General features: G+C 40.5%; 26 protein-coding genes and 1 pseudogene. 21 read left to right on the top strand and 6 right to left on the bottom strand.

Annotated elements, in window-relative coordinates; genetic code table 11:
• Positions 1-150: 150 nt before the first annotated feature.
• The gene (gene gloB, locus CSV74_RS06080; protein ID WP_099690978.1) at positions 151-852 is read right to left on the bottom strand and encodes a hydroxyacylglutathione hydrolase; all 702 of its coding nucleotides are present in this window, start codon (positions 850-852) and stop codon (positions 151-153) included.
• A gap of 427 nt (positions 853-1,279) precedes the next feature.
• Between gloB and CSV74_RS17120 the strand changes: the two genes are divergently transcribed.
• From CSV74_RS17120 to CSV74_RS06030, 11 genes and pseudogenes are all read left to right on the top strand, one after another.
• Positions 1,280-1,477 (top strand): hypothetical protein, encoded by a 198-nt coding sequence (locus CSV74_RS17120; protein WP_369823689.1) that lies wholly within the window; start codon positions 1,280-1,282, stop codon positions 1,475-1,477.
• Positions 1,478-1,482: 5 nt separating this feature from the next.
• The gene (locus CSV74_RS06075) at positions 1,483-1,686 is read left to right on the top strand and encodes a GNAT family N-acetyltransferase (protein WP_369823688.1); all 204 of its coding nucleotides are present in this window, start codon (positions 1,483-1,485) and stop codon (positions 1,684-1,686) included.
• 94 nt (positions 1,687-1,780) lie between these two features.
• Positions 1,781-2,035: a hypothetical protein gene (locus CSV74_RS06070; RefSeq protein WP_099690977.1), complete on the top strand. Its 255-nt coding sequence runs from the start codon at positions 1,781-1,783 to the stop codon at positions 2,033-2,035.
• Between the two features lie 774 nt (positions 2,036-2,809).
• Complete coding sequence (locus CSV74_RS06065; protein WP_099690976.1) at positions 2,810-3,757, top strand: CobW family GTP-binding protein; 948 nt, start codon at positions 2,810-2,812, stop codon at positions 3,755-3,757.
• A gap of 87 nt (positions 3,758-3,844) precedes the next feature.
• The gene (locus CSV74_RS06060) at positions 3,845-4,831 is read left to right on the top strand and encodes a permease (RefSeq protein ID WP_233190803.1); all 987 of its coding nucleotides are present in this window, start codon (positions 3,845-3,847) and stop codon (positions 4,829-4,831) included.
• Positions 4,832-4,837: 6 nt separating this feature from the next.
• Complete coding sequence (locus CSV74_RS06055; protein ID WP_099690974.1) at positions 4,838-5,755, top strand: TIGR03943 family putative permease subunit; 918 nt, start codon at positions 4,838-4,840, stop codon at positions 5,753-5,755.
• Between the two features lie 414 nt (positions 5,756-6,169).
• Positions 6,170-6,679, top strand: coding sequence for a MepB family protein (locus CSV74_RS06050; RefSeq protein WP_099690973.1), 510 nt, complete (start codon positions 6,170-6,172; stop codon positions 6,677-6,679).
• Between the two features lie 295 nt (positions 6,680-6,974).
• The gene (locus CSV74_RS06045; RefSeq protein WP_099690972.1) at positions 6,975-7,358 is read left to right on the top strand and encodes a VOC family protein; all 384 of its coding nucleotides are present in this window, start codon (positions 6,975-6,977) and stop codon (positions 7,356-7,358) included.
• 150 nt (positions 7,359-7,508) lie between these two features.
• Positions 7,509-7,937 (top strand): VOC family protein, encoded by a 429-nt coding sequence (locus tag CSV74_RS06040; RefSeq protein ID WP_099690971.1) that lies wholly within the window; start codon positions 7,509-7,511, stop codon positions 7,935-7,937.
• A gap of 228 nt (positions 7,938-8,165) precedes the next feature.
• Entirely contained in the window at positions 8,166-8,468 is a 303-nt protein-coding gene (locus tag CSV74_RS06035) for an RNA polymerase alpha subunit C-terminal domain-containing protein (protein ID WP_099690970.1), read from the top strand.
• A gap of 160 nt (positions 8,469-8,628) precedes the next feature.
• A pseudogene (locus tag CSV74_RS06030) lies at positions 8,629-10,103 on the top strand (WD40/YVTN/BNR-like repeat-containing protein).
• 177 nt (positions 10,104-10,280) lie between these two features.
• Here CSV74_RS06030 and CSV74_RS06025 read toward each other — a convergent pair.
• Positions 10,281-10,709, bottom strand: coding sequence for a HEAT repeat domain-containing protein (locus CSV74_RS06025; protein ID WP_099690969.1), 429 nt, complete (start codon positions 10,707-10,709; stop codon positions 10,281-10,283).
• Between the two features lie 441 nt (positions 10,710-11,150).
• On the opposite strand from CSV74_RS06025, the gene CSV74_RS06015 reads away from it, so the two are divergent.
• The 7 genes from CSV74_RS06015 to CSV74_RS05985 all read left to right on the top strand — a co-directional run bounded on the left by CSV74_RS06015 (position 11,151) and on the right by CSV74_RS05985 (position 15,885).
• The gene (locus tag CSV74_RS06015) at positions 11,151-11,420 is read left to right on the top strand and encodes a hypothetical protein (protein WP_099690967.1); all 270 of its coding nucleotides are present in this window, start codon (positions 11,151-11,153) and stop codon (positions 11,418-11,420) included.
• Positions 11,421-11,569: 149 nt separating this feature from the next.
• Positions 11,570-11,800 carry a hypothetical protein gene (locus CSV74_RS06010; protein ID WP_099677220.1) on the top strand — a complete coding sequence of 77 codons (231 nt, stop codon included), beginning with the start codon at positions 11,570-11,572 and terminating at the stop codon, positions 11,798-11,800.
• A gap of 84 nt (positions 11,801-11,884) precedes the next feature.
• On the top strand, positions 11,885-12,064 hold the full coding sequence (locus CSV74_RS06005) for a hypothetical protein (protein WP_099690966.1): 180 nt from the start codon (positions 11,885-11,887) through the stop codon (positions 12,062-12,064).
• 414 nt (positions 12,065-12,478) lie between these two features.
• Positions 12,479-13,393 (top strand): ABC transporter ATP-binding protein, encoded by a 915-nt coding sequence (locus CSV74_RS06000; RefSeq protein ID WP_099690965.1) that lies wholly within the window; start codon positions 12,479-12,481, stop codon positions 13,391-13,393.
• A 12-nt stretch (positions 13,394-13,405) separates the two neighbouring features.
• Positions 13,406-14,176, top strand: a complete 771-nt coding sequence (locus CSV74_RS05995; RefSeq protein WP_099690964.1) for an ABC transporter permease — start codon at positions 13,406-13,408, stop codon at positions 14,174-14,176.
• 287 nt (positions 14,177-14,463) lie between these two features.
• Complete coding sequence (locus CSV74_RS05990; RefSeq protein ID WP_199170319.1) at positions 14,464-15,438, top strand: 2-hydroxyacid dehydrogenase; 975 nt, start codon at positions 14,464-14,466, stop codon at positions 15,436-15,438.
• A 69-nt stretch (positions 15,439-15,507) separates the two neighbouring features.
• Positions 15,508-15,885, top strand: coding sequence for a DUF6508 domain-containing protein (locus CSV74_RS05985; RefSeq protein WP_099690962.1), 378 nt, complete (start codon positions 15,508-15,510; stop codon positions 15,883-15,885).
• Between the two features lie 114 nt (positions 15,886-15,999).
• Here CSV74_RS05985 and CSV74_RS05980 read toward each other — a convergent pair whose 3' ends face one another.
• Complete coding sequence (locus CSV74_RS05980; RefSeq protein WP_099690961.1) at positions 16,000-16,407, bottom strand: DUF4181 domain-containing protein; 408 nt, start codon at positions 16,405-16,407, stop codon at positions 16,000-16,002.
• 548 nt (positions 16,408-16,955) lie between these two features.
• Here CSV74_RS05980 and CSV74_RS05975 point away from each other — a divergent pair.
• The 3 genes from CSV74_RS05975 to CSV74_RS05965 all read left to right on the top strand — a co-directional run bounded on the left by CSV74_RS05975 (position 16,956) and on the right by CSV74_RS05965 (position 19,542).
• A complete protein-coding gene (locus CSV74_RS05975) occupies positions 16,956-17,750 on the top strand; it encodes a conserved phage C-terminal domain-containing protein (protein WP_158231761.1) in 795 nt (264 codons plus the stop codon).
• On the top strand, positions 17,747-18,997 hold the full coding sequence (locus CSV74_RS05970) for a replicative DNA helicase (protein ID WP_099690959.1): 1,251 nt from the start codon (positions 17,747-17,749) through the stop codon (positions 18,995-18,997). Before CSV74_RS05975 ends, CSV74_RS05970 begins: the two co-directional genes overlap by 4 nt.
• 80 nt (positions 18,998-19,077) lie before the next feature.
• Complete coding sequence (locus tag CSV74_RS05965; protein WP_099690958.1) at positions 19,078-19,542, top strand: hypothetical protein; 465 nt, start codon at positions 19,078-19,080, stop codon at positions 19,540-19,542.
• 144 nt (positions 19,543-19,686) lie between these two features.
• Here CSV74_RS05965 and CSV74_RS05960 read toward each other — a convergent pair whose 3' ends face one another.
• The 3 genes from CSV74_RS05960 to CSV74_RS05945 all read right to left on the bottom strand — a co-directional run bounded on the left by CSV74_RS05960 (position 19,687) and on the right by CSV74_RS05945 (position 23,875).
• A complete protein-coding gene (locus CSV74_RS05960; RefSeq protein WP_099690957.1) occupies positions 19,687-20,799 on the bottom strand; it encodes a GerAB/ArcD/ProY family transporter in 1,113 nt (370 codons plus the stop codon).
• Between the two features lie 272 nt (positions 20,800-21,071).
• Positions 21,072-22,262: a Ger(x)C family spore germination protein gene (locus tag CSV74_RS05950; protein WP_233190801.1), complete on the bottom strand. Its 1,191-nt coding sequence runs from the start codon at positions 22,260-22,262 to the stop codon at positions 21,072-21,074.
• A gap of 11 nt (positions 22,263-22,273) precedes the next feature.
• Complete coding sequence (locus CSV74_RS05945) at positions 22,274-23,875, bottom strand: spore germination protein (RefSeq protein ID WP_099690954.1); 1,602 nt, start codon at positions 23,873-23,875, stop codon at positions 22,274-22,276.
• Positions 23,876-23,932: the final 57 nt, after the last annotated feature.

The following is a 23,932-nucleotide window of genomic DNA, read 5'->3' as shown; positions in this document are numbered from 1 at the left end:
AAATCTAAAGTAGCATCAATATCTCTAACACGTAAACAAATTTCAACGAGTACTTGGTTCATTACTATCATCCTCCATCATTTTATTGACCTTATCTTATCATAGATACTATATCAGTACACTTTATGCGATTGAATAAAGTCCATTGTTCTAAAAGTCATCACGGGCGTTACGCAATTCGATAAAGTCTTCCACTGTTTCCGCTTGCAGAAAGAGGTTAATCTCCTTCTCCTTGCCGATCGTTGTCGGGAGCGTTGGCTGTTCTTTAGCACGCAATTCCTGGACAACTTCCAATGATTTGGAGATTTCTTTATTATCTGGCTGCATTTCGTATGCAAAACGTAAATTAGTTTCGGTATACTCGTGACCGGGATAAACATGTATATTATCATCCAAGCGCTTAAATTTCTGCAACGTTCCATATTGAGCTTGATAATCGCCGGTAAAAACCCGACCGCATCCTGCCGAAAACAAAGCATCCCCGCAGAAGAGATTATTCCCCATTAAAAAACTAATATGGCCATGCGTATGACCACCTGATTCATAGACTTGGAAAGTTTGATTCAATAAGTTAAAGGAGTCTCTTTCCTTTACCACACTAGTCACCAAACCTTCCGTCTCTTTCGGTCCATACACAAGACTTTCGGGATGACTTGCCAGAATCTCCCGTACCCCGCCAATGTGATCTTCATGCATATGAGTTAAAAGAATGGCCGCTAAACGAAGCTGCTTTTCTTCTAAGAAATCAAGGACACCACTCGCTTTTCCTGGATCCACCACAACTGCCTCTGTTCCTTCTTGAATACACCATATATAATTATCAGAAAAAGCTTTGATTGGATGAATAATCACTTTATGATTCCTCCTCTTTTTATATATTTAATTTGCGGTTTGGAGACTTATTCCTCTTCCACCGACAATATTTAATTTATCCTGCTATCATAACACAGAGATTATTAATATACATAAAGGAGACAACCTCCTCTGTCTGTAATTCAATTCTTAATCCTGTCATTTTGAAAAAAGATTTTGTTTATCATTTTGGGGAGTACCACAACGGATTAGAGATAAGATAGAACTGCTTTAATGAATATTTAAAAACAATCTTTGTACAACCACTCTATTACGAGGAGTAAACTTTCCAGCAAAAAACAATCTCATTATGAAATAATAGTTGATGACATAATAATTGAAGTAATTGTTAAATATACAGATGGAAATTCTGGACAACAAGATTAAGATGATGGTACCACAAGTTCTTAATAGAAAAGGATGCCTGGTGGATCAAGAAACAATAATCAACTTGCAGGTCATTTCAAGGAATAATGAATATACAATCGACATACAAAACGGAAATGTAAAAATGACTAGGGGAATTCAAATGGAAGTATATCAAACTACGATTGAGGACTTGGAAGGTGTAGCAAATTTATTCGATGCATACCGCGTGGACTATGAAAAAAAGCCTGGATACTGAACGATATGTTTGTAGATCCAAAAGCTCGGAAGCTAGGAATTGGTCAAACGCTTTTACAAAAAGCAAAAGACTATGTACATGAAATAGGCGCAAAAAGCATTGTTTTAGAGACAGCAGCGGATAACTACGCGGCTCAAAAACTTTATGAGAAAAACGGGTATGAGCGCGATACACAATTCTATCATTATGAATTAAAATTAAGTGACTAATTGCTAGGTATGTAATATTGCAACATTAATTAAGTAATAAGGTCATCAGGTGTGGTTTCTGTAGAAGTACTTTGCCTGGATCGGAGGTTGAAAGATGACGCTTAAATGGAAAATAGAAAATAGTATATTTGATAGCTTGTTCGAAGCAGATGTTTGGGCCGATTCCATAGCAAATGAAATGTATGCAAAACTGTACGATGGCTATGACACGTGTGATTATAAAATAGCGTATGGATTAGCTTTTAGACTTGCTGCGATAGAAGAATTCAGAGTGATTACAGATAACTCAATAGAGGATCGATATAAAGTTTGGGTCATGCCTTCTACGAAGGGAAGAATATTTCAATAACGCTAAAAAGTGATTAGTGAGTGCTGATCCAATAATTACAGTTTAGCGCTGGGCAAGGTGAATGGGGAGACAAGAATTTGAGAAAATGTCATATTAAATTTTTGAAATATTTTTTAATTCTTTTCGTTATTTGTATACTAAGTAATATCATTTTTAAAGATGATCTCAACGTATTAACTGCTTTTTCAGTAGCGCTCGGTGTTAGTCTAAGAATCGCATATTTGAGTCCATACTTTATAAAGGAGTGAAAAAGTGCAACATCTTTACGTTCAAACGATCTTATGGTGAAAATCCTAGCTATAGTAGATAGACGAGTAGACTTTGGTTTTTTCGTAAAGTATTAACTTCAAAGACATTTAACTGCATTGCCGCACACTCATCTCGAAAAACATCCTGGACGGCCATAGATGGACTCATAACACATATGAGGACTGGACGAAAGAATTTTCGTTGTGGTCGTCACACACGATTCGGCACAAGCGCGTTCGAAATTGGACAGACCGCTTGCCTAGAATTGCAAATGCGCCTGTTGAAGTGAAGCAGTCCACTTGTCCAAAACCGACACCTCTTCGGTGGCCGGCATGAAGCGCTTTATCCTGCTCGTTGCGATAAGCGGCGAGTAAGTTATTCCCCGCATGTTTTCATACTCCGTTCATATTCCCTCCGCCTGCTGCGTATAGTGGGTGCTATAGTGGAAAGACGGCGATTTTCAAATCGTAATCATTCCGATTAACGCACTTGCGGCAAAACAATTAGGCAGAAGGGGAGAAGAAAATGAAGATACCGGTATATACGATTAATGGATTTCTCGGCAGTGGAAAAACGACGATTTTGCTTGCGATGATGGAAGAATGCAAGCGGAACGGTTGGAAAGCGGGGATCATCCTGAATGAATTGGGAGAGAAAAATATAGAGGAAGACTATTTCGAAGGACAGAATCTGAAACAGCTGCTAGACGGCTGCATTTGCTGCACGATGCAGGACGGTCTTCAAGAAACGCTCCGCTCCATCGCGGCCGAGCCGATAAATATACTCCTCATCGAAGGGACAGGCGTGGCGAATCCACTGGCGATAGAACGAACGCTCATCAGTGCGGAATTTCGGGAATTATTTGATCTGTATTCCATGATCAGCGTGGTGGACGCAAGCAAATTCCTCGAATACCGGAACCGCTTTGCCAGCAGCAGGGAAATCCGCCAATTGCTGCAGGATCAAATGACAAGCGCCAAGATGGTTGTCGTCAACAAAACTGACCTAGCAAAACCATCGGTACTCGCAAAGGTCGAGAAAAAGATGGAAAACCTGCTGCATCCAGACACACCTGTCTTCCGCACCGCGTTCGGCAAATTGGATAGCACACAATTGTTCAGGAGGAGGTACACATTGTTTGGACCGCACGCACAAGCATCCGACCGAGTGCACAGTCACCATCAAGCCGTCATCCGTTCCATTCGTATACAAGACGTGCCGGCTATGACCCGTGAAACTCTCATTCGGTGGATTGAACAGCTGCCGCTGGACGTCCTTAGAGGAAAAGGGCTCGTCCGTCTGCTGAATGAACCGGGCACCTATCTCATCCAGTTTTCCTCGGGGGAGCTAAGTTTGGAACGCATGAAGGAAGATGGCCGTGAACCGGTCATCATCCTGATCGGCGAAGGTCTGCAAGTGGAAGCAATGAACCGGAGACTCCTAGAACACGCGAAAGCGGATTCCGTCCCATGACCACCTTCCACCCATATAGCAAATGAACACGCCGCCATCACCAAACCGATCAAAAAGGAGGATGTGACGCGATAGATGGTAACTATAATGAGAGATATAATCGGAATACTGGCTTTTCTCGTATTCGTTATGCTATTCCTTTACAACACCGAAGTGCTTGAGTACTTCGGTATCATAGTTCCCGACCAATGGTTGCACGTGAACACCATTTTCATCAGTATCCTGCTGGAGGCGTTCCCGTTCGTCCTCCTTGGTGTGTTCACGTCGGCGTTCATCCAGATGTTCGTTTCGGAGGAAACCTTGCGGAAGGTGCTGCCGAAACATGCCTATATCGGCTTAATTTCAGCGGCTCTCCTCGGTGCGGTGCTGCCTGTCTGCGAATGCGCCATCATCCCGGTAGTGCGCAGGCTCATTAAGAAAGGGATGCCGCTCCATTTCGGCGTCGTCCTCATGATGTCAGCGCCCATCCTGAATCCGATCGTTGCCGCCTCCACCTACTATGCGTTCCAACAAGATCTGTCCGTACTGTACTTCCGTATGGGACTCGGCTTTACCTTGTCGATCGTCATTGGCTTCATTATCTACCGGCTGTTTGGGAGCACCAACCAGCTGAGATGGACGAAGGACGGTCTGACCGGCGCGGCGGGTATCCGGAAAACCGTCAGGACCAGTAAGGTCAAGCAGACGTTTTATCATGCGAGCGATGAATTCTTTGACATGGGGAAATACCTGATATTTGGCGCTTTCCTGGCAAGTATCGTCAATGTCTTCCTGGACCGGACGATGCTCGTTGCGCTGACATCGACGGAAGCGGGGGCGACTGGAATCATGATGGGCCTGGCGTTCATCCTGTCCCTTTGCTCGGAAGCCGACGCATTTGTGGCGTCCTCCTTCTCCAATCAATTCTCGACGACTTCCCTGCTGGCGTTTCTAGTGTTCGGACCGCTGCTCGACCTGAAGAACACTCTGCTGTACTTTGCCTATTTTAAGACCAGATTCGTACTCATATTGATGATCACCATCACCGCCGTCACATTCAGTTCAGTGATGCTGGTCCATTATTTTCTGATATAGGGAGGAATGAAACTCATAAGAAACAGGAAAACGAACGCTTCACTGCAATTCCACATGTTCCTGAGGGCCATCATCTTCCTTGGCTTCTCCTTGCTCATCGTAAAATTCGTCGTGAATGATACGATTCAGCTCTATATCGCGCCTAAAATGTTGCCATTCGTCTATTTTGCCGGGGGCTGCTTCCTAATTATCGGGATCTTTCTCTTATTCAAGAGCCTGTCGCCGAAACTGAAGGAAGATATGGAATGCAACTGCGGGGTCGACCATCAGATGAAAGGCTCTTTCATTACCAAGACCTGCATCTATCTGCTGTTCATCCTGCCCGTCGTCCTCGGTCTAGGGCTACCCGAGAAGGCCGTCGACAGCACGGTCGCCTCCAACAGGGGTGTCCAATATGGCGGCGGGTTGTACAATACGCCGGGCATCGCACAGACGGACAGTGAATACGGCGGGGTAGAAGGGGCGAACAGCGTCAGCGACGAAGAAGGCACCACGGAGGCGGACGCCGACTCGGACATCATGGCCATCTACGGCGACCAGCTTAAGGAATATTCAGCCATGGACCATATTGAAATAACGGATGAAAACTATCTAGATGTGAGCTATCTGATCAACTTTTTTCTGGACGATTTCACCGGCAAAACTGTCTCCATCAAAGGCTTTGTCTACCGCGAGCCGGACTTCGCCGAAGACCAGATCATCGTAGCTCGCTATGCGATGAATTGCTGTGTCGCCGATGCCAGCGTATTCGGCACCATTGCGTTGGGCGAACAGTTCGGGTCGCTCCAGGATGACACGTGGATCGAGGTGACCGGGACGATAGAAGAATTGGTCTATCACGATCAGAGGATGGCTTCCGTACGGGCGGAGCAAGTCGATGAAATCGAGGAGCCGAAGAATCCGTATTTGACGCCACTGTATTGATTCAAAGTACCAGATGCCGTAACTATTAAGTTTATACATGAAATTGGAGTAGTAGTTCCCGTACAATATAGGTATAGCAGAAGGCCATCTGATTGAGAAATCATTCAGATGGCCTTCTTTGTACTCATTTAGAATGATGGATTTGATGTTGATTCCAATAAAATTAAAGGTGCCTGTGCACGAAAATTTCGTGAATGCTTGTTTTACACACAGGTACTTTTTCTCAAGAAACTGGCACCTGATTACAAAAAGACGCGTTCGTGAAGTGAACAACTAGGATTATTTCCAGCCTTTTAAGGTGTAAAACAAGTTATCGAATGAACCGAACCCTACAATTGAAAGAAGGGTGTTATGCTAGTAACTATATTTATCAGGATAATATTGTAAAAAATAACGAGTTCGAGGAGTAAAACAATGAAAGATTTTTATAGAGCATTAACCTATATTAGCGAAATGATGTATGAGCCAAATAATTTACTTTTAAATTCGGTGTATGAAGAAAAACAAAATGCTAAGTATGGGGCTGGTACATTTCAAATATCTTCTAGAACAGTTCGATTCAGAGTAGCGAATATAACACCTGGTAAAGTAGGGCAGTTTGTTGCGTTTTGGGAAAAGGATGATAACAATAAGAATCAGCCCTATTCATATGAGGAAGCACCTGATTTGTTCGTGATCACTACTTTTAAAGGTGAACACGAGTTTGGACAATTCATTTTCCCAAAGGAAGTGATGTTCAAACAGAATATTCTTAGATCCAGTTCAACAAAAGGAAAAATGGCAATAAGAGTGTATCCAAGCTGGGATAGTCCCACTAGTAAACAAGCGACGAGAACACAGCAATGGCAGTTACCTTATTTTGTTGATATGAGGACCTTAAATACATTAACCGAAGACAAAATAATGGAACTGTATTCTTGTTAATTCACTACAATTGAGTGCCTGTAATCAAGCGCCGAATTATGGCGCTTTTCAAAGTCATTTCAGGACCTGCTACCTGAGAAGCCGATCTTTGCGGTTGGGTTATGGTTGACCGGCCATCGGAACGCGTCCTGCTACATCATACATCAACGTTTTCCGAAGACTATCCCTTTATCGGATGCGATTGTACCATGAAGGATTTGTGCTCTTTTAGTAATAGGTCCAACAGATTGTATAAATATCAAATTGAATCTAACAATAAATATAAGCGGTAAATTATTGATAAGGGGAGAAGAAAATGATTAATAAGATCGGTCAAATTATGTTGTATGTTAATAACCAAGATGAAGCAGTGGATTTTTGGATAGAAAAAGTAGGGTTTATCCTAATATCAGATGAAGATAACGGTCAAGGAATGAGATGGATTGAAATAGCACCAACAAAGGAAGCCGAAACAAGCATTATACTTCACAATAAGGGAATAATTTCTAAAATGCAACCAGAATTGAATCTTGGCACACCTTCATTAATGTTTTTCTCGGAAGATCTTGATAAGTTGCATAGCACCCTGTCAAATAAAAATATCACAGTCGGAGAAATTATAAATATGCCTTCGGGAAAGGTATTTAATTTTGCCGATAGCGAACAAAATTATTTTGCGGTTATGGAAAAGAGTGAATAACTACTAGTAGCACGTCGCATAAAAGAAGGATTTTGGAATCACTTCAGTTAATTCACTCGGCAATTGGGTACAGTTAGTGAAAGAAGGAGTTTTATATCTTCCTGAAAAATATATTGGAAAGTAAAAGTAAATTAAAAAGTAGAAATAACAATGATGAGAAATTTTTGGGTCAACTTGCCAGTTAAAGATACAAATAAATCAAAAGAGTTTTATAGCAAACTTGGATTTCCGACGAATACACTACCTGGTACTAGCGATCAAGTTCAATTAGTCATTGGAGAGAATAATGCTGCCGTAATGCTATTTCCTGTTTCGGTTTTTAAAAAATTCACAAAACATGAAATAGTCGATACAAAACAAGCTACTGAAGTATTGTTTTCTATTGATGCAGAGAGTAAAGAAGAAGTAGATGAAATAGCAAAGAGGGCGTTAATGGCTGGAGGCACAATTTTTGGTAAGCCCTCAGAGAACCAAGGTTGGATGTACGGGTGCGGTTTTGCTGATTTAGGTGGTCACCGTTGGAATGTGTTGTACATGGATATGAGCATGATGCCGAAGGAGTTAGAAATAGAAAGATAAATTTCTTATTAATTTATCGGGGGCGAATCTTGTATAAGAGATTTGCAGCCTATTCAGTAATCGGGCTATGTTCTTAAGTAACGTTAAGGGATATTATAAAGAAGTACATATAAACAGAAGAAGTAAGTTTCTTTAATAGGGACATTCAGCGTTTTTATGGGGTTGTATAACTAAGTATAGAAAAATAATATGTTAACATTGAATCAATATATATTGGGAGTGGTTATTTTGAAAGCTGAAAAAGAATTAAGGGTGTGTGAAAAAGGACATAGGTTTTACAAAATTAGTGACTGCAAAAGTTGCCCTACTTGCGATAAAGAGAATAAACCTGAAAGTGGCTTCCTTTCGAAACTAAGTTCACCAGCTAGAAATGCCTTAGTTCATGGGGGGATCGATACTTTGCAAAAACTCTCAAAGTACACCGAAAAAGAAATTCTGAAAATCCATGGAATTGGACCAGCTTCCCTACCTATTATGAGGTCTTCATTAGAAGAAAAAGGTTTATCCTTTAAATATAGTGAAATAGTGTAATTGAGGTAAAGGGGCTTTACTTTAATTACGATCTTCAATAATCAGGGGCGATTATTCAATAAGGATTTCGGCTGCTTCTATCAATAGTCTACTAGACAAAGATTTTCCAAGATAAAGTATCCTCAAAGTAAGTAGAAGTGATTACGAACTTTGGTTAGGAGTGGTTTACATATTTAGAGGGAATCCGAAAAAGATATTGCTATCATTATTAACAAATCTACTATTCATACTTGTATATTGGATTTTTTTTTATGAACTAGCTTCACTCTGCATGTATGGAAAAATAGATCATACTGTTTCTATTTTATTCGTATCTACAGTATCTTTAATTTCTATCATTGCATTTTCTGCAATAAAAATTGTGAAAGGTAAAGAACCTCAACCCAACAAATGGATTCATTTAAAGGCATGGAAATATGTTTCTGTTGTAATTATGATAGTCATAACATCATTTTATGGAATGAAGATTTATCAAAGCGCAACCAATTTCGGAGGCGAACTAGCTTGGTTTATTGATAGATTAAAAAATGAAGTTTCAGTTGAATTTGAACATAACAATATATATGTGGATGGAGTAGAAGGGATTTTTTACAGATATAAATAAAGAATATGCTTTGCCGAAGAAATTATATATGGAAAGTGATTTTTATCTTGAATTTAATCCGGATGGAACAATCACATCTTTCGATACATTTGTTTATGGGAAAAACGCTGATGAGAAGGAGGAAAGTTTTCTAATCACTTATGATCAAAATAAAGCGTCCACTATTACTATAAGAGTAAACGGATATCTACATGCCGATTATGATGAGGGCAAACTAGTGGAGCCTTTAATAAGAACGGTTAAAGTTATTCCAGTTAAGCAGACAGTTGGTATGTGGAATGAAGGTAAGTATGGAGTAGTGTATTACGGGAAGAGAAATTGGGGCTACAATACTGAGGGGATTATTCACATCGATGAGAATGGTATGAAGCAGACTCCTACAAAACTCACATCTGAAATAATCGGATATACGGTATCTATTTTTGTCCCTGGAAAAGAGAAAGAGATACTACCTGCTAGATATCATTTAATTGGTGACCCAGATTGGAGTCAGTCAAATAAAACTCAATATCAAGATGGTTTTGAAGGTGATCGGCAAAAGATACCTAATACCAATGAACAGTTTTATCTCTCAAAAGAAGTGGGATATATAACATGTTACGGATAAAGCATTAGGAAGTACTTTGTATTCACTCAGAAAGACCAGTGACGGTGGTGAAACTTGGACAGTCATAAATCAAAATCCATTCAATGGAACAGTTGGTAGTGCAGCAGGAATAACTTTTATTAATGATGAAATTGGATTCTTAAGGGCAGCAAGACCTTCTGGTACTGAGGGAGTACTATATCGTACAAATGATGGAGGGATATCCTTCGAAGAGGTAAGTTATGTCATTCAGGAAATGAAGTTAGATAGTGGACAATCTATAAAACCTTTTGATTTTCCAGGTCTGCCCTTTGAGCAAGATGGGGTTCTTAATATGTTAGTTGGGCAAGGATCAGATGGTGATTATAATGGTAATAGTAGTGCACTTTATCAATCAAATGATAACGGTGAAATCTGGGAATATATAAAAGAGGTTAAAAGTTAATAGTCTTATAAAATGGATATTTACAATTTAGAAAATATATTATATCCGTGGTTCTTTTAGTGTCTACGGTGAAACTTCATTCGATAATACTATTAGTTTCGAAGAACCGCACCGTAAGATAAAAAGCCATTCTCTCCACAAACGGAGAAAATGGCTTTCTTTCATAAAAGTTCCAGATTACAACTTTGCCCAACGTTCCTCTAACCAATTCATAAATTCTACGCCTTTGTCGCCTTCATATGCATCAAAGACATCCAAACGCATACGTTTTAGTTTATCCGCAAAGTCTGCCACAGTATGGTCCTTCGGCAAGCTCTTTTTCACGCGAAGGAAGATCTTGTCTGTGTTTTTGATAATATCAAAACGTGCAAGTGATGGTTTCTCCACGTCTTCGCCAAACGCCAAAAGTGCTTCATAGGCCGCTAATTGCACTTGGTGGACAGTATCATGCTGCATACGATTTTTTAATAAATCTATGACTTTGTCATGGTTATAATCCGATAATATGTTGACTGCTTCCAAACGCTCTCGCCAACTAGACGTATAATTGGCCTGTTTTTTTAATGCTTCATACTGCTCAGGTAATGCTGTTTCGATCTTTTTCACTTAATTGCACCTCTTTTTTTAACTAAAGAAAAAATAGATTCTTCTGGATCTCCTATTATACGTTGTCTGGGTGAAAATAGCGATGAATCGATAGTTAATCGAGGTGCCAGGTCCCCGGAACTATTCAGAATTGTTTTGGGACCCGGCACTTGAAAAGTAGTAGGGGCTATCTTTGCAGTTGGGGAGTGGTTCATCGCCCTCCGGAACATGTCCGGTTATATCATATACACGTTTTCCGAAGGTTATCCCTTTATTGAATGCGATTATAAAATGAAGGATCTGTGTTTTTCAGTAATCGAGCCATTTAATTTAATGAAACCTATAGGGCATTCATCCGTACATAAATTAAGGAGAAAAAGGAAAGTAATATAGTTAATGGATGTATTCGTAGAATAAGCAGTTATTATATAACCGGACAAAGACTAATATAGGGGTGACGGAATGAAGAAGGTATTTGAAGCTATATATGAGGGTCATCGAATACAAGTTGAGAATAGATGGTTTACAGGCGAGAAGTTGTATGTAGATGGAGAATTGCAAGATGAAAATTTAGGCTTAGCATTTAGAGGGACTTTAAATGGGCGTATTAGGAATAAAGAAAATGAATCAAAGAGCATAAAAGTGACTTTGGGTGGTTTTTTTAGTATCCACTGTAAAGTCTTCGTTGATCATGTATTAGTTCCTTCATATCAACTTAAAACAAGTGATTAAATACTTCCAAAATAATTGGGGATGAGACAGGTTGTAAGAATACAAAGACTCCCAAGCAAACTGGTGCAGTTGTAGAAGATGAACTGTTAAATCATAATGGGGATTACTAATGAAGGCGAGAAGTTTGGGCAGGAAGGATGAATGATTATATGTTATGGATACTTACACAAAATAAACAAAGCTTGATGAATGTAAGAGATGTCTCTGTAAAAGGAAAACATATCGTAGGATTTATTGAAAGTAGTCTTTTGGATCAATGGAATAAAAGTATGGGTAAATATGAATCTAATGAAAGAGCAATAGAGATTCTTGAAGAAATATTTAGTAGGATTGAAGAGAGTGCCGGTGCTTCTGTGACGTACACGATGCCTCAAAGGTAAGAATAACATGAATTAATTAAAGGATTTTTCAATAAGAGATAGTGTTCAGATTACGCAAAAGTTATGTGTTGGAGGTATGAAATAATGAAGACGACGACTGGATTATATCTATTCCTTATAGCCATACATCTTCTCAATCTCGCAAATATTACGTTATCAAAAGGGGAATGGAACGGCATAACGATGTGGCTCAGTACAGGATTGTTTATAGCTGGTACCGCCTATTATGCATTTAATAAAAGTGCTACTCGAAAAACAGAATAATCAATTTCAAAGAGAATATTCTCCAATAGAAGCGACTTTGTTTGTTGGAGTAGCCGCTTCTATGGGTATTACTCGTGTTTGTGAAGGTAGATCACAATAAAAAATAATAGTTCTTACAGAAAAACCATCTAGTACAGAACGGAGATATCCCGATAGCTTTAGATGGTATTTCTTCTTTACAACTGTTCTATTATTTATCTCTTAATTACTAAATGTTACTCCAATAAAGTACCCGCTTTCGATAATCGTATCGGTGGCGGGTACTTTTTATTGAGTTTATTTTTATTGACAGTACTAGGTTTTAACACCATTCAGACTGGTGCTGGAACCTGGTACCTTTAATATAGGAATGGTATACTGGCAAATGGATATTTACATGCAGCTGATTAAAAAGATCGTGAGGAGATAATAAGAATGACATACGCATTAGAAATTAAAGATCTGAAAAAAGTCTATGCTGGTGGTGTCGAGGCTTTGCGTGGCATCGATTTGAAAGTGGAAGAAGGGGATTTTTACGCTCTTTTGGGTCCTAATGGTGCCGGCAAATCTACAACTATCGGGATTGTGACCTCCCTCGTCAATAAAACATCAGGAAAAGTTAATGTCTTCGGCTATGATATGGACACGCACTTAATGCAAGCCAAGCTGCAGATCGGTTTGGTCCCTCAAGAATTCAACTTCAGTCCTTTTGAAACGGTCCAGCAGATTGTAGTGAATCAGGCGGGCTATTACGGTGTGTCAAGGAAAGAGGCACTAAAGCGTAGCGAAAAATACTTAAAGCAGTCTGATTTATGGGAGAAACGAAATGTTCAGGCGCAGATGCTTTCTGGAGGAATGAAACGTCGACTGATGATCTCTCGTGCTTTGATGCATGAACCGAGCTTACTTATTCTTGATGAGCCTACAGCTGGTGTAGACATTGAATTGAGACGAGAGATGTGGATGTTTCTTAAAGAATTGAATGCAAACGGTACGACGATTATTCTAACAACACATTACTTGGAAGAAGCGGAGATGTTGTGTCGCAACATAGGGATCATTCAAAAAGGGCAGCTGATTGAAGATACTAGTATGAAATCATTGCTGGCTAAGCTCCAGTATGAAACAATTATTTTAGATATCGAATCTTCAGGACGGGTGCCAGTGATCAAAGGTTATACCAGTGAACTCATGGACGATGGATCTCTTTCTGTAGAGGTAGCGCGTGATCAAGGAATCAACGAAGTGTTCAACCAATTGACAGAACAAGGGATTAAAGTGTTATCTATGCGCAACAAGTCCAATCGATTAGAAGAGTTATTTTTAAAGCTTACAGAAGAAACTGCGTAGTGGAGGATGTACATGTTTAAATTATATTTAACAGCATTAAAAGGTTTATCGGTCAAAGAAACGAACCGCTATTTAAGAATCTGGGTCCAAACATTGGTCCCGCCAGTCATCACAACTACTTTGTACTTTATCATCTTCGGGAATTTGATTGGTAAACGGATTGGCGAAATGGACGGATTCTCTTACATGGAATTTATTGTCCCAGGATTGATCATGATGTCAGTCATCACCAGTTCCTACTCAAATGTCTCATCATCATTTTTCTCGCAAAAGTTTCAAAAGAACATTGAAGAACTATTAGTTGCCCCTGTACCGACTCATATTATTATCTGGGGCTTTGTAATTGGAGGAATAGGAAGAAGTATTCTCGTAGGGATATTGGTCACAATTATCTCTCTGTTTTTCGTTCCAATGCAAGTCCACTCGTGGAGCATAGTTATCTTGACGTTTTTGATGACGGCTATTTTGTTCTCTTTGGCAGGCCTGTTGAACGGTATTTTTGCCAAGTCATTTGACGATGTGTCTATTGTACCTACGTTCATTCTTCAGCCGTTGACTTATTTAGGTGGTGTGTTTTTTGCCATCTCGATGTTACCTCCATTTTGGCAGGTTATATCACAGTTCAATCCGATTGTTTATATGATTTCGGGATTCCGATTCGGGATTCTCGGTGTAATCGATGTTCCAATTATATTCTCTATTGTCATTTCGATTACCTTTATCATTGTACTTTATGGAATCAATTGGTATTTGATTGAAAAAGGTCGTGGACTGAGAAGTTAACATCTGTTGTGCTTACTCGCACGAGTTACTAGATTGTGAATTACATAGATAATCCTTCCGAGAAGTGCTCAGCTAACTGCTGGGCATTTTTCATTGAGTAAAGACACTGCCAATGTATGCAAAACTCACCGAGTCATACGGCATCACAAGTGAGGTGAGAACAAGAGCCACACATTCTGGATTTGAGGTACCAGGTCCCGATACAATTCTCACATAGGTACTTTTCGATTTTGAATTTTCAAAGTCTATTCAGGTATACTGGCAGTATGCAACAACCTAAAGGAGGAATGTACATGAAGAAAATACTCGCTTACCAGTGGCTGGAGCAACCGGTGTATGACCGGCTCATGGAGGACTATGACGTGCGGCTGTTCGAAAATCCAGAGCACGACACCGATTTCCTCGAGTTCCTGCGTGAAGCGGAAGGCGTGATTGGGTTCGGATTTCCCGGGAACGCAGCGATGCTCGACAAAGCGCCCAATTTGAAAATCATTAGCAACGTCTCAGTCGGCTACAACAATCTTCACCTTGCCGAGCTGACGAAGCGCGGCATCATGGGGACAAATACGCCTGGCGTGCTCGACGACACAGTGGCCGATATGGCGATGGGACTGATGCTCGCGACGGCTCGGAGGCTGCCCGAACTCGATGGCTATGTCAAACAGGGCTTATGGAAAGGGCTCCTGACGAATGATTGGTATGGCATGGACGTTCATCATAAGACGCTCGGTATCATCGGGATGGGGCGCATCGGTAATGCCATTGCCAAACGCGCGCGGTTCGGCTTCGATATGGATATCCTGTACCATACGAGAACGAAGAAGCCGGAAGCAGAGGAGCGGTTCGATACATCCTACCGAAGCCTTGAGAACCTGCTGAAAGAATCTGACTATGTCTGCCTCGTTACCCCACTGACCGAAGAAACGCGGGGCATGATCGGCAGTGAGCAGTTCCGTCTTATGAAGTCGTCCGCCATCTTCCTCAACATCTCGCGCGGCGGCACTGTCGTAGAGGAAGACCTGATCGATGCACTACAGAAAAACGAAATTGCCGCAGCTGGCCTCGACGTGTTCGCACAGGAACCCGTCGACCCTAGTAATCCGCTGTTGCAGATGAAAAACGTCGTCACCTTGCCGCATATCGGCTCCTCGACGTATGAAACGGAAGTGGCGATGGCGCAGCTTGCTGCGGATAACCTGACGGCTGGGCTCGAAGGCAAGAAGCCGGAGAACCTGTTGAATTTGGATGTGCTCGGACGGTGATGGCGGAGTGCTTAAGACAAGTCTCGAGCGGAGTGTTACAAAGGCATCAGCATCGAAGGAGGAAATCGTATGACAAGATGGTGGAAGCTGTATCAGCATCTACCTTATTTCGAACAGGCGGCTGAACGGAAACCTGGGAGCTTCATAACAGAAGGATCGCTGTTTCATGTAGAATACGAACAGGGCCTGAATGAATTTCTTAGAGACTATCATGAGCTGGACTGGACAGATACCCACTATCCGGACACGCTCGAAGCGGCGGGTATCTCCACTGTTGAACAAATGGCAGAGGCTATTCCCATTGCGGACATGAAAGTGCTCAAGGCGTTGCTGACCCACATGGTCCGAGAAGAACGGTTCGCGGCAGGAGCGCTCGCACAATATGCGAGTAATGGCATGGTCGCTGATGTGCTGTGCCGGCTGAAGGAAACGGACACCTTACGATGAGTGCTTGTGTGAAAAGCATACATGATTGGTTGTAAAAAAGTGCCTGTGTAGGAAACTTTCATTTTAGTTTCTCACACAGGTACTTTTTGTTTATTCGTAGATCCATCGTTTCGTTCAATAGAGGCCAAGTAAGTTAAATTGAACAACGATGATGGTGGCTACTACTATTACTAGCATTTCGGTTATCGTCAGAATCGATTGTTTTGGATAGAGTGTATACTTCCATTCGAAAAATGCACTGATTATATAATCTAGTATCGTAAAAGCCATGATCGCGAAGATAAACAGATAAATGAAATCTTCATAATAAAAAAGTAGAACAGAATATAGAGTGATTAGGCTAATCGTAGAAAAAACACGCAAGCTTTTATCTATTTTACGATGTAATTCATTTATGTGATTATAAGAAAAAAACTCTTTTTTTACTTTTTCAATTTTAAGTAGCTTCCTCAGAAGAACCTTAAGTAGTGAATTAACAGCAAAAACGCATACTATAATTACCCCAAATCTTAACCAGAACACAAAATCCCTCCTCTTTCTTTAAACACCCGTTATTTATCGTAATCATTCTATAAATGGACATGATGGTTGAACACCACTTGATTTTCATACTTCTACATAATTATACCAAAGATATCCAAAATCACTATTAGAAAATTAAAAAGTATTACGAAACATGATGATAGATCAATCCAATAGTAGTAAGTTTCAATGAGTGTGTATCGATAAACAGAAATTACTCTATATAACCTATGAAGCGAGCAATTTAAATCGAGGGGGAATTGGATATGCGCGAAATAGCTATGAAGCAATACTTGAAAACATAGGCTATCTCAACGTCATGACCGGCAGACCAGACTTTACGTCGAAATGCTATAAAATCAATTATGCGATGTGTGTGTAAAAGTACATAATTTACAGGGGTTGGAGTGCTAAACTTCTCCCCTTTTTTAACGTATTTAAAATTAATTTTTAAAATGAGTATCCTTTTCTAAAAAACTCTCTATATGGAGTATGAGAAGTGCAAAGTGAGCACTCATCTACAACTTATCTCCAGGGGGATCAACCAAATGAAATTATTAATTGATGAAGAGCCGATACCGCTACTACCGTCGCTTGTGCACTTAGTAGGTATTAACGGGGCCTTGGTTATGCAACAAGTGCATTTCCGCTCGCTCATATCTAAGAATGTTCGGGATGGCCATAGGTGGATCTATAAAACGTATAGTGACTGGACAAAAGAATTTACGTTTTGGTCGTCGAACACGATTAGACGTATTATTTATGATCTTGAAGAAAAGGGCTATCTCATTTCTGCACATCATCATAACCGGATGAAGATCGACAACACGAAATGGTATCGAATCGACTACACCAAATTACCAGCAAGTACGTTCGAACTTGAGCAAGTCACTTGCTCAGAAGCGCCATGTGCACCTGTCGAAGTTAAGCAAGTCCACGTGGCGGAATTGGGCAAGCCAATAACCAAAGAACTTAAAGAATCTTTAAAAATAAAGAATAAAGACCAAGTCGAGATGAATCTCGACGTCGCACATATTGTGATTCAGTATCTGAATGATAAAACTGGAAAACACTTCAAGGCCACTTCAGCAGCTACTAAGAAGATGATCGCTGGCAGAGTGAAAGAGGGCTATACGCAAGAGGACTTTATGAAAGTCATCGATCTCAAAGTGTCACAGTGGATGAACCACGCTGAATTCAACCGCTTTCTGCGGCCGTCGACATTATTTAGCGCAACCAATTTCGAAAACTATATCAATGAACTAGCTGTAGTGCAGAAATCGAAAAAACGCTTGCTCGTTCTGCCAGTGCTAGATTTTACTAAAGGGGATGAACATGTATGAATAGTGAACTAGTAGAAAAAAGTCTTCTCGGTACGATGATGGAAGAAAACTATTTGGTACTCGACAGTGGAATTCAGACAGCATTTTTTGAGAAACAACTGCACAAAAACATTTATCTGACCATGAAAGAATTAGCTAACAACCGACGCTCGATCGACTTCATCACATTGCTATCGACACGTGAACCAGCAGAACTTGGTGGGGCCAATTACGTATCTGAACTACGTCGCTTCGCCAACCCAACACGCTTTGACGAGTATTTAGAAATCATCATTTCTAAGTGGGAGAAACTGGAGACAGCGAGAATCCTCCAGTCAGCACAGAACGAACAATGGGAGAAGAATGAAGTTGTCAAAGCGTTAGATGAATTGGATACCGGTCATACGTCTGATGAAACTCTGTTACTTGACGAATACCTCGTGAGTCAGTACGAACGCCCATTCATCCAAGGACCGGACATGACAGGAATTAGTACAGGCTTACAGCCGATGGATTATCTGCTGAACGGATTCCAAGACAGTGAATTCATTGTCATCGCCGCAAGACCCTCTATGGGGAAGACGGATACACTCAATCATCTCGCACTAACTGCCGGATTAAACGATCATTTACCGATCGTCTTTTCTCTAGAAATGAGCCGTAAAACGATGACCGACCGTCTGATATCAGTTGCGGGTGGATACAGTCGATTAAAGATGCGCGATCCATATAAACACTTCGACAACACACAGAAAGATACGTGGATGACAGCACTTGAGCACCTGCAAAGCGCTAAAATCCGTATTGACGACAGAAGCGGAATAAAAGTGAGCCAAATAAAAGCCACTGCCCGCAAAATCATCAGGGAACAACCTGACAAACGACCGATTATCTTCGTTGATTACTTGCAAATCATTCGACCGGAAGAAACAACGAATAATCAAAACCAAGCGATCGGCCAAATTAGCGCAGACCTAAAAACGATGGCCAAAGAATTTAACTGTCCTGTTGTCGTACTGTCTCAGCTTTCGAGAGCAGTCGAACAACGACAAGACAAGCAACCGATGATGAGCGACCTACGAGACTCCGGCAACATCGAACAAGACGCAGATGTCGTGTGCTTCCTCTACAGAGAAGATTACTACGATCAGGAATCAGAGCTCAAAAACCATCTTGAAATTACGGTCGCTAAACATCGCAACGGTCCAGTTGGCGGCTTCACGGTGTATTACAACAAAGACAACGGCCGACTGTCATCGATTCGGTGACACATCGGTGACGGTGCCAGGTCCCCGAACAATTCTGAATACTCCGGGGACCTGGTACCCCAAAAAAGGAGAGTGTACCTATGATCACAGTTGAAGAACTATTCGATTACGCAGTGGACACCGACATATCTCTAACCGCCCACAGCATCTTCTGGGCGATCACGAATCGAAAGCTCCGCATGGACGAAGATAGTGAAAAACTGAAAGAGATCGAGTTCGACCAAGAAGCGATCCAGCAATCGATGAAAGAAAACACGCTATGTATTGGCGAGATCAAGCTCTTTGTGGTGGAAAGTAAGCAACCGAATTGGTATGCGTTTTATCTCGGTAAGAAAGAAGCAGACGCTTATCAGTTACATAGCGAAACATTTCGTGAGACCGGTGTAAAGGTCACACACGCAGACCGGTTGATGCCGAATTTATTAACATTTGTGGAATCGGGGATAGAGGAAAGTTTGTATGAGTATCGAAAGCGCATAGTGCAGTTTCCAGTGTATGTGGGACATGTAGAAGCGGGGAAACGTTTGGTGCATCGTGCATTATAAACTGGAAGAGAGATGGAAGTGGAATCGCAAAGTAAATCATAAATCACTAAGTTTTCACGAACAATAATAAAATCCAGTGAACTTCCATTAGAAGATCAGCTGGATTGCTACATAAGTTACGTTCGATTAGTAAGTAAATTCATTCTAAGAGCTGTCGGGTTCCTGTTTTAACTTGTTTTTTCGAAAAGCATAGACGATAGTGAGTACAAGAGGTAAGAAAAGTCCAATAAATACGGAAAAGAATATTTCAATCGATTGTTCCACTACTTTTTGGTACACGACGTTCGGATAGATCACGAGAGCGAGGATCACGGCAAGCATTCCCAACGGCAATGTTAAGGGGCGGTAGTCTCTCAAATTTAAAATTTGTGTAATCCCTAAAACGGAAGCGTAAAAATAAAGAACCGTCTTAAAATAGAGAGCAATAAACCAAAGCGAACCCATTAATCCTTCAATTCGCTGTACGAAATCCCCAACACTTATCCTTTTGGCTAATTCATAACCTGGATAAATTTGTCTTGCCGTATCCTCAGCACCTAATACCGAAACACTCAAAAATGTAAGTATGAAGATGAAGAACCCGCCTATTAAGTGACCAATGAAAAAGTATTTTTTAGCTTGTTTCATTTTGTTGATCAAAGCAGGGAAGATCATTAATAAAACAATTGCATTGACAGAAGATGAAGTAACAAAATAAGTACTTGATTGAAAGATCATTTTTGTACCTACCTCAAATACAGGCTGTAAGTTTTCAAACTTGATTTGTGGAGAAATAAACCCCACTAAAATGAGGAATAGGACAATGAAAACAACAATGAGGATTTCTGCAGAACGAGCGATTGTTTCCAATCCAAGACGGATTCCCATGACGACAATTCCTATCATAAGAATATGGAGAGCTACCAAAGGAGTATTTGGCATAATATTGGTCGCTACAAATGTCGCGGAATAATACAAAAGGCTAGAAGTATAAAAAGTAGCCATGATTACAAATAGTACAGAAACGGTTTTACCTATCCATTTTCCAAATAGTTTTTCATTAACTTGGATATAGTTGAGATGAGGGAACCAAAGAGCTATAGTGATAAATAGCCATATGACCAATAAATTGATTCCTATACCAATTATAGCGGCAATCCAAGCGTCTTGCTTCGCTTCAGCAGCTAAAGCTGACGGGACAATTAAGATACCTGTACCGACAGTAAAAAAAATTACCAAAACTAGAAATTGATATGGATTAATTTTAATATTTTGCATGTAATATCCTACCTTTCCCTCCATATGGTTCTTTACTTTAACAATGGAGCAATAAGGTCAGTTAGCAGTGTAAACAAAAAAGTTAGTAAGTCCAATGGGGACGGAATAGTTACTCCAAAAGCAAGTATTATGCCCAGCACTACTCCAATTGCTAGAAGAATTGAAAAAACGAGCAATTCTTTCTTATATTTTTTATCCAAGAGTGAGGGAACTTCAAACCACAGAATGGCAGCTGCTAACAAGAGTATTCCTATACTTTTTAGCATGATGTATTAGTCCTTTATTTTTTCTAAGAAGGAATTACTTACTGTACCGGTACGAAGGGGTTTCATATCAACATGAACATTCACGGTCAAATCTGAAAATTTTTCATCCCAATGTTCTTTCATCTTTTTCCACTCTTTAGGATTGGATCGATGAATGGCCTCACCAAATCCGAAAATGTCTGATTTGTATTGCTTTTGTACTGAATCTATTGTCTGTTCTATAGTTTCTTTCACTTCTTTTTCAAAAATTACCTGTAGCTCATCAATTGTTTCTGGTTTCGTAAGATCGATTGAACATTGTACCTCCCCTACATTACCTTCTACCTGAATTTTGACATCCACCTCAGGTTCTCCTTTGTTTATAGTGCCTTTAATTGTAGAATTAAAATAAAGAATCTCTATAGCGATTTTTCCCCCTTTAGGACAAGAAATAGAGGTTACGGTTTTTTTTACATTGTTGGTGATATCCGAGTACCCTCTGCTTTCCTCTTCAGTTAGCCAGCCGACTAGCTGATCTTCTTTAAACACAGCTAAATAATCATATTGAATTTGCGTAGAAGGAGTAATCGATTCCACATTCTGTTTACTCGATCCTGTTTCTTTGTTACCAAATACTTGAATCCCTGTTAACACAGCTTCCTTTCCGTCACTTATAAGATTAGTTACTAGCTCATCTAATATAACGCCTTCTGTTCCGGCCCAGTTTTTTTCTGATACTTTAAGAGCATTAAACATTTTATTGGCTGGAATACTTTCTATTGCCGTAGTAACATTCAATACTTCAGAAGCAGTTATATCCTTCGCAACTACTACATAGAAGTCTGATCGAAGCTCCCAATCCCTTGACAGCAACTCTAATGATTCAGCTACTCCTTCTTTTGCCAGGTCTTCGCTGATGACCAGTATTTGAAGATGTCCCGGATAAATTTTTCGCGGGGAATTCTTTGTCATTTTTCGAAAGGCTTCATATACTGTGTCTCCCGTTGCCTGGAAGAGAGTGACCGCTGAACGTCCCGTACTTGCCCTCATGGATACTTCCGAAGGTACGACCACTTGAGCACTTACTACATACTCATTTTCTATTTTATCAATACCTAATGCCATGGTGATACCCAGCTCATTTAATTCCCTTCTGTCCCAGCACCCCGACAAGAAGAGAGTGAGAATAATGAGTAGAAATATGCATTTTTTCATCATGTACTCCTTTCCTATTCCTTGTTTTTTGGTGGCTGTGGCTTTGCAGAAGAAGGATCTTGTTGCCTAACCTTATTTGTTTGATTGGTTAGGCGAGGTCTAGTAAACATTTTCCATATAGGTACAACAATTAATGTATCCTTTTGATCAGACATATTAAATGGAGCTATTGGTGACATATAAGGTACACCAAAAGAACGTAAACTGCATAAATGAAGAATGAGAGCAATTAAACCTATGGCAATTCCGTATAAGCCAAACGAAGCAGCCAGCGCCATAAATCCAAAGCGTAGTATCCTCACAGAGATCGCGAGGTTGTAAGTAGGCGAAACAAAACTTGATATGGCGGTTATGGAAACGACGATTACCATGGCAGCTGAAATAATGCCCGCTTCGACCGCTGCGGTCCCAATAACAAATGCGCCTACTATCGACATGGCTGAACCGATGGTGCGGGGCATTCTTATACCCGCTTCCCTTAAGATTTCGAAAGTGATTTCCATTATGACGGCTTCAATAAATGCCGGAAATGGCACACCTTCTCGTTGGGCCGTCAGACTAATGAGAAGTGCAGGAGGTAGCATAGATTGATGAAAAGTGGTGATTGCAATAAAAAACGCAGGTGCAAGCAAAGCAATCACGAATGCAAGGAAGCGAAGGGCTCGAATCAGACTCCCGATTCCTGTATGCACATAGTAATCTTCAGGTGATTGGAAAAATTGGACAAATAGTGCGGGAACGATTAGTACAAAAGGTGTTCCATCTACTAAAATGGCTATGCGTCCTTCGAGCAGCGCTGCAGCTACTGCATCAGGTCGTTCGGTATTATAAACGGTAGGGAAAGGGGAATACGTTGAATCTTCAATAAAACCCTCAATATTACCACTTTCCAAAATACCATCAATATTTATTCGGTCCAAACGTAAACGGACTTCGTTCACGATTTTGTCATTTGCAACGCCATTAATATACATAATGGCCACATTTGTTTTCGTGCGCGTTCCAATCACTCTTGACTCCATCCATAGACTCGGATCTTTAAGTTTCCGACGAATTAATGCCGTATTAACACGCAAATTTTCGGTAAAACCTTCCCGTGGCCCTCTAACTACTGTCTGAGACATAGGTTCAGTTACCCCACGCTCAATCCAATGCTTATTGCCAATGACCAGACCTTCGCAATATCCATCAACCAACAGAATAGTATCGCCAGATAAAAGGGAAGTAAAAAGATCATCAAAATTGGTTACATCTTTAATCTCTCCTACCGTCATCGCAAAATCTTTTAATGCAGTTAACAGATCTTGTTCAGGCGTTAACTTCTTTTCTAACTCGGTACCTTGTATGTCTAACATCAAGGATTCCATTATGAAGTTTTGCAATGCAGGTGTATCAGTCAACCCGTCGGTATAGAAAATCCCCGCTTTAACCGATCCACCTTTCCCAATTCGTATTTCTCGAATGACAATATCTGAGCTTTCGCCCAGGCTATCTTTTACATATTGTATATTGTCTTGAAGACTTGTCTTAAGATCATTTGTTGAACTGGTTTTCTTCATTTGTCTAGCGGAAGTGGATTGTACTTTAGTGTTATATTTCTTTTTGAAAAAGCCCATACACTACCTCATTTACTGTTTGGTGTTTTGCGGTTGTACGCATGATTTTTGATGGTT

Origin of the sequence: Sporosarcina sp. P19 (assembly GCF_002743165.1) — a bacterium.
Lineage (GTDB): Bacteria > Bacillota > Bacilli > Bacillales_A > Planococcaceae > Sporosarcina > Sporosarcina ureae.
This window is presented reverse-complemented; position numbering and strand designations above follow the sequence as displayed.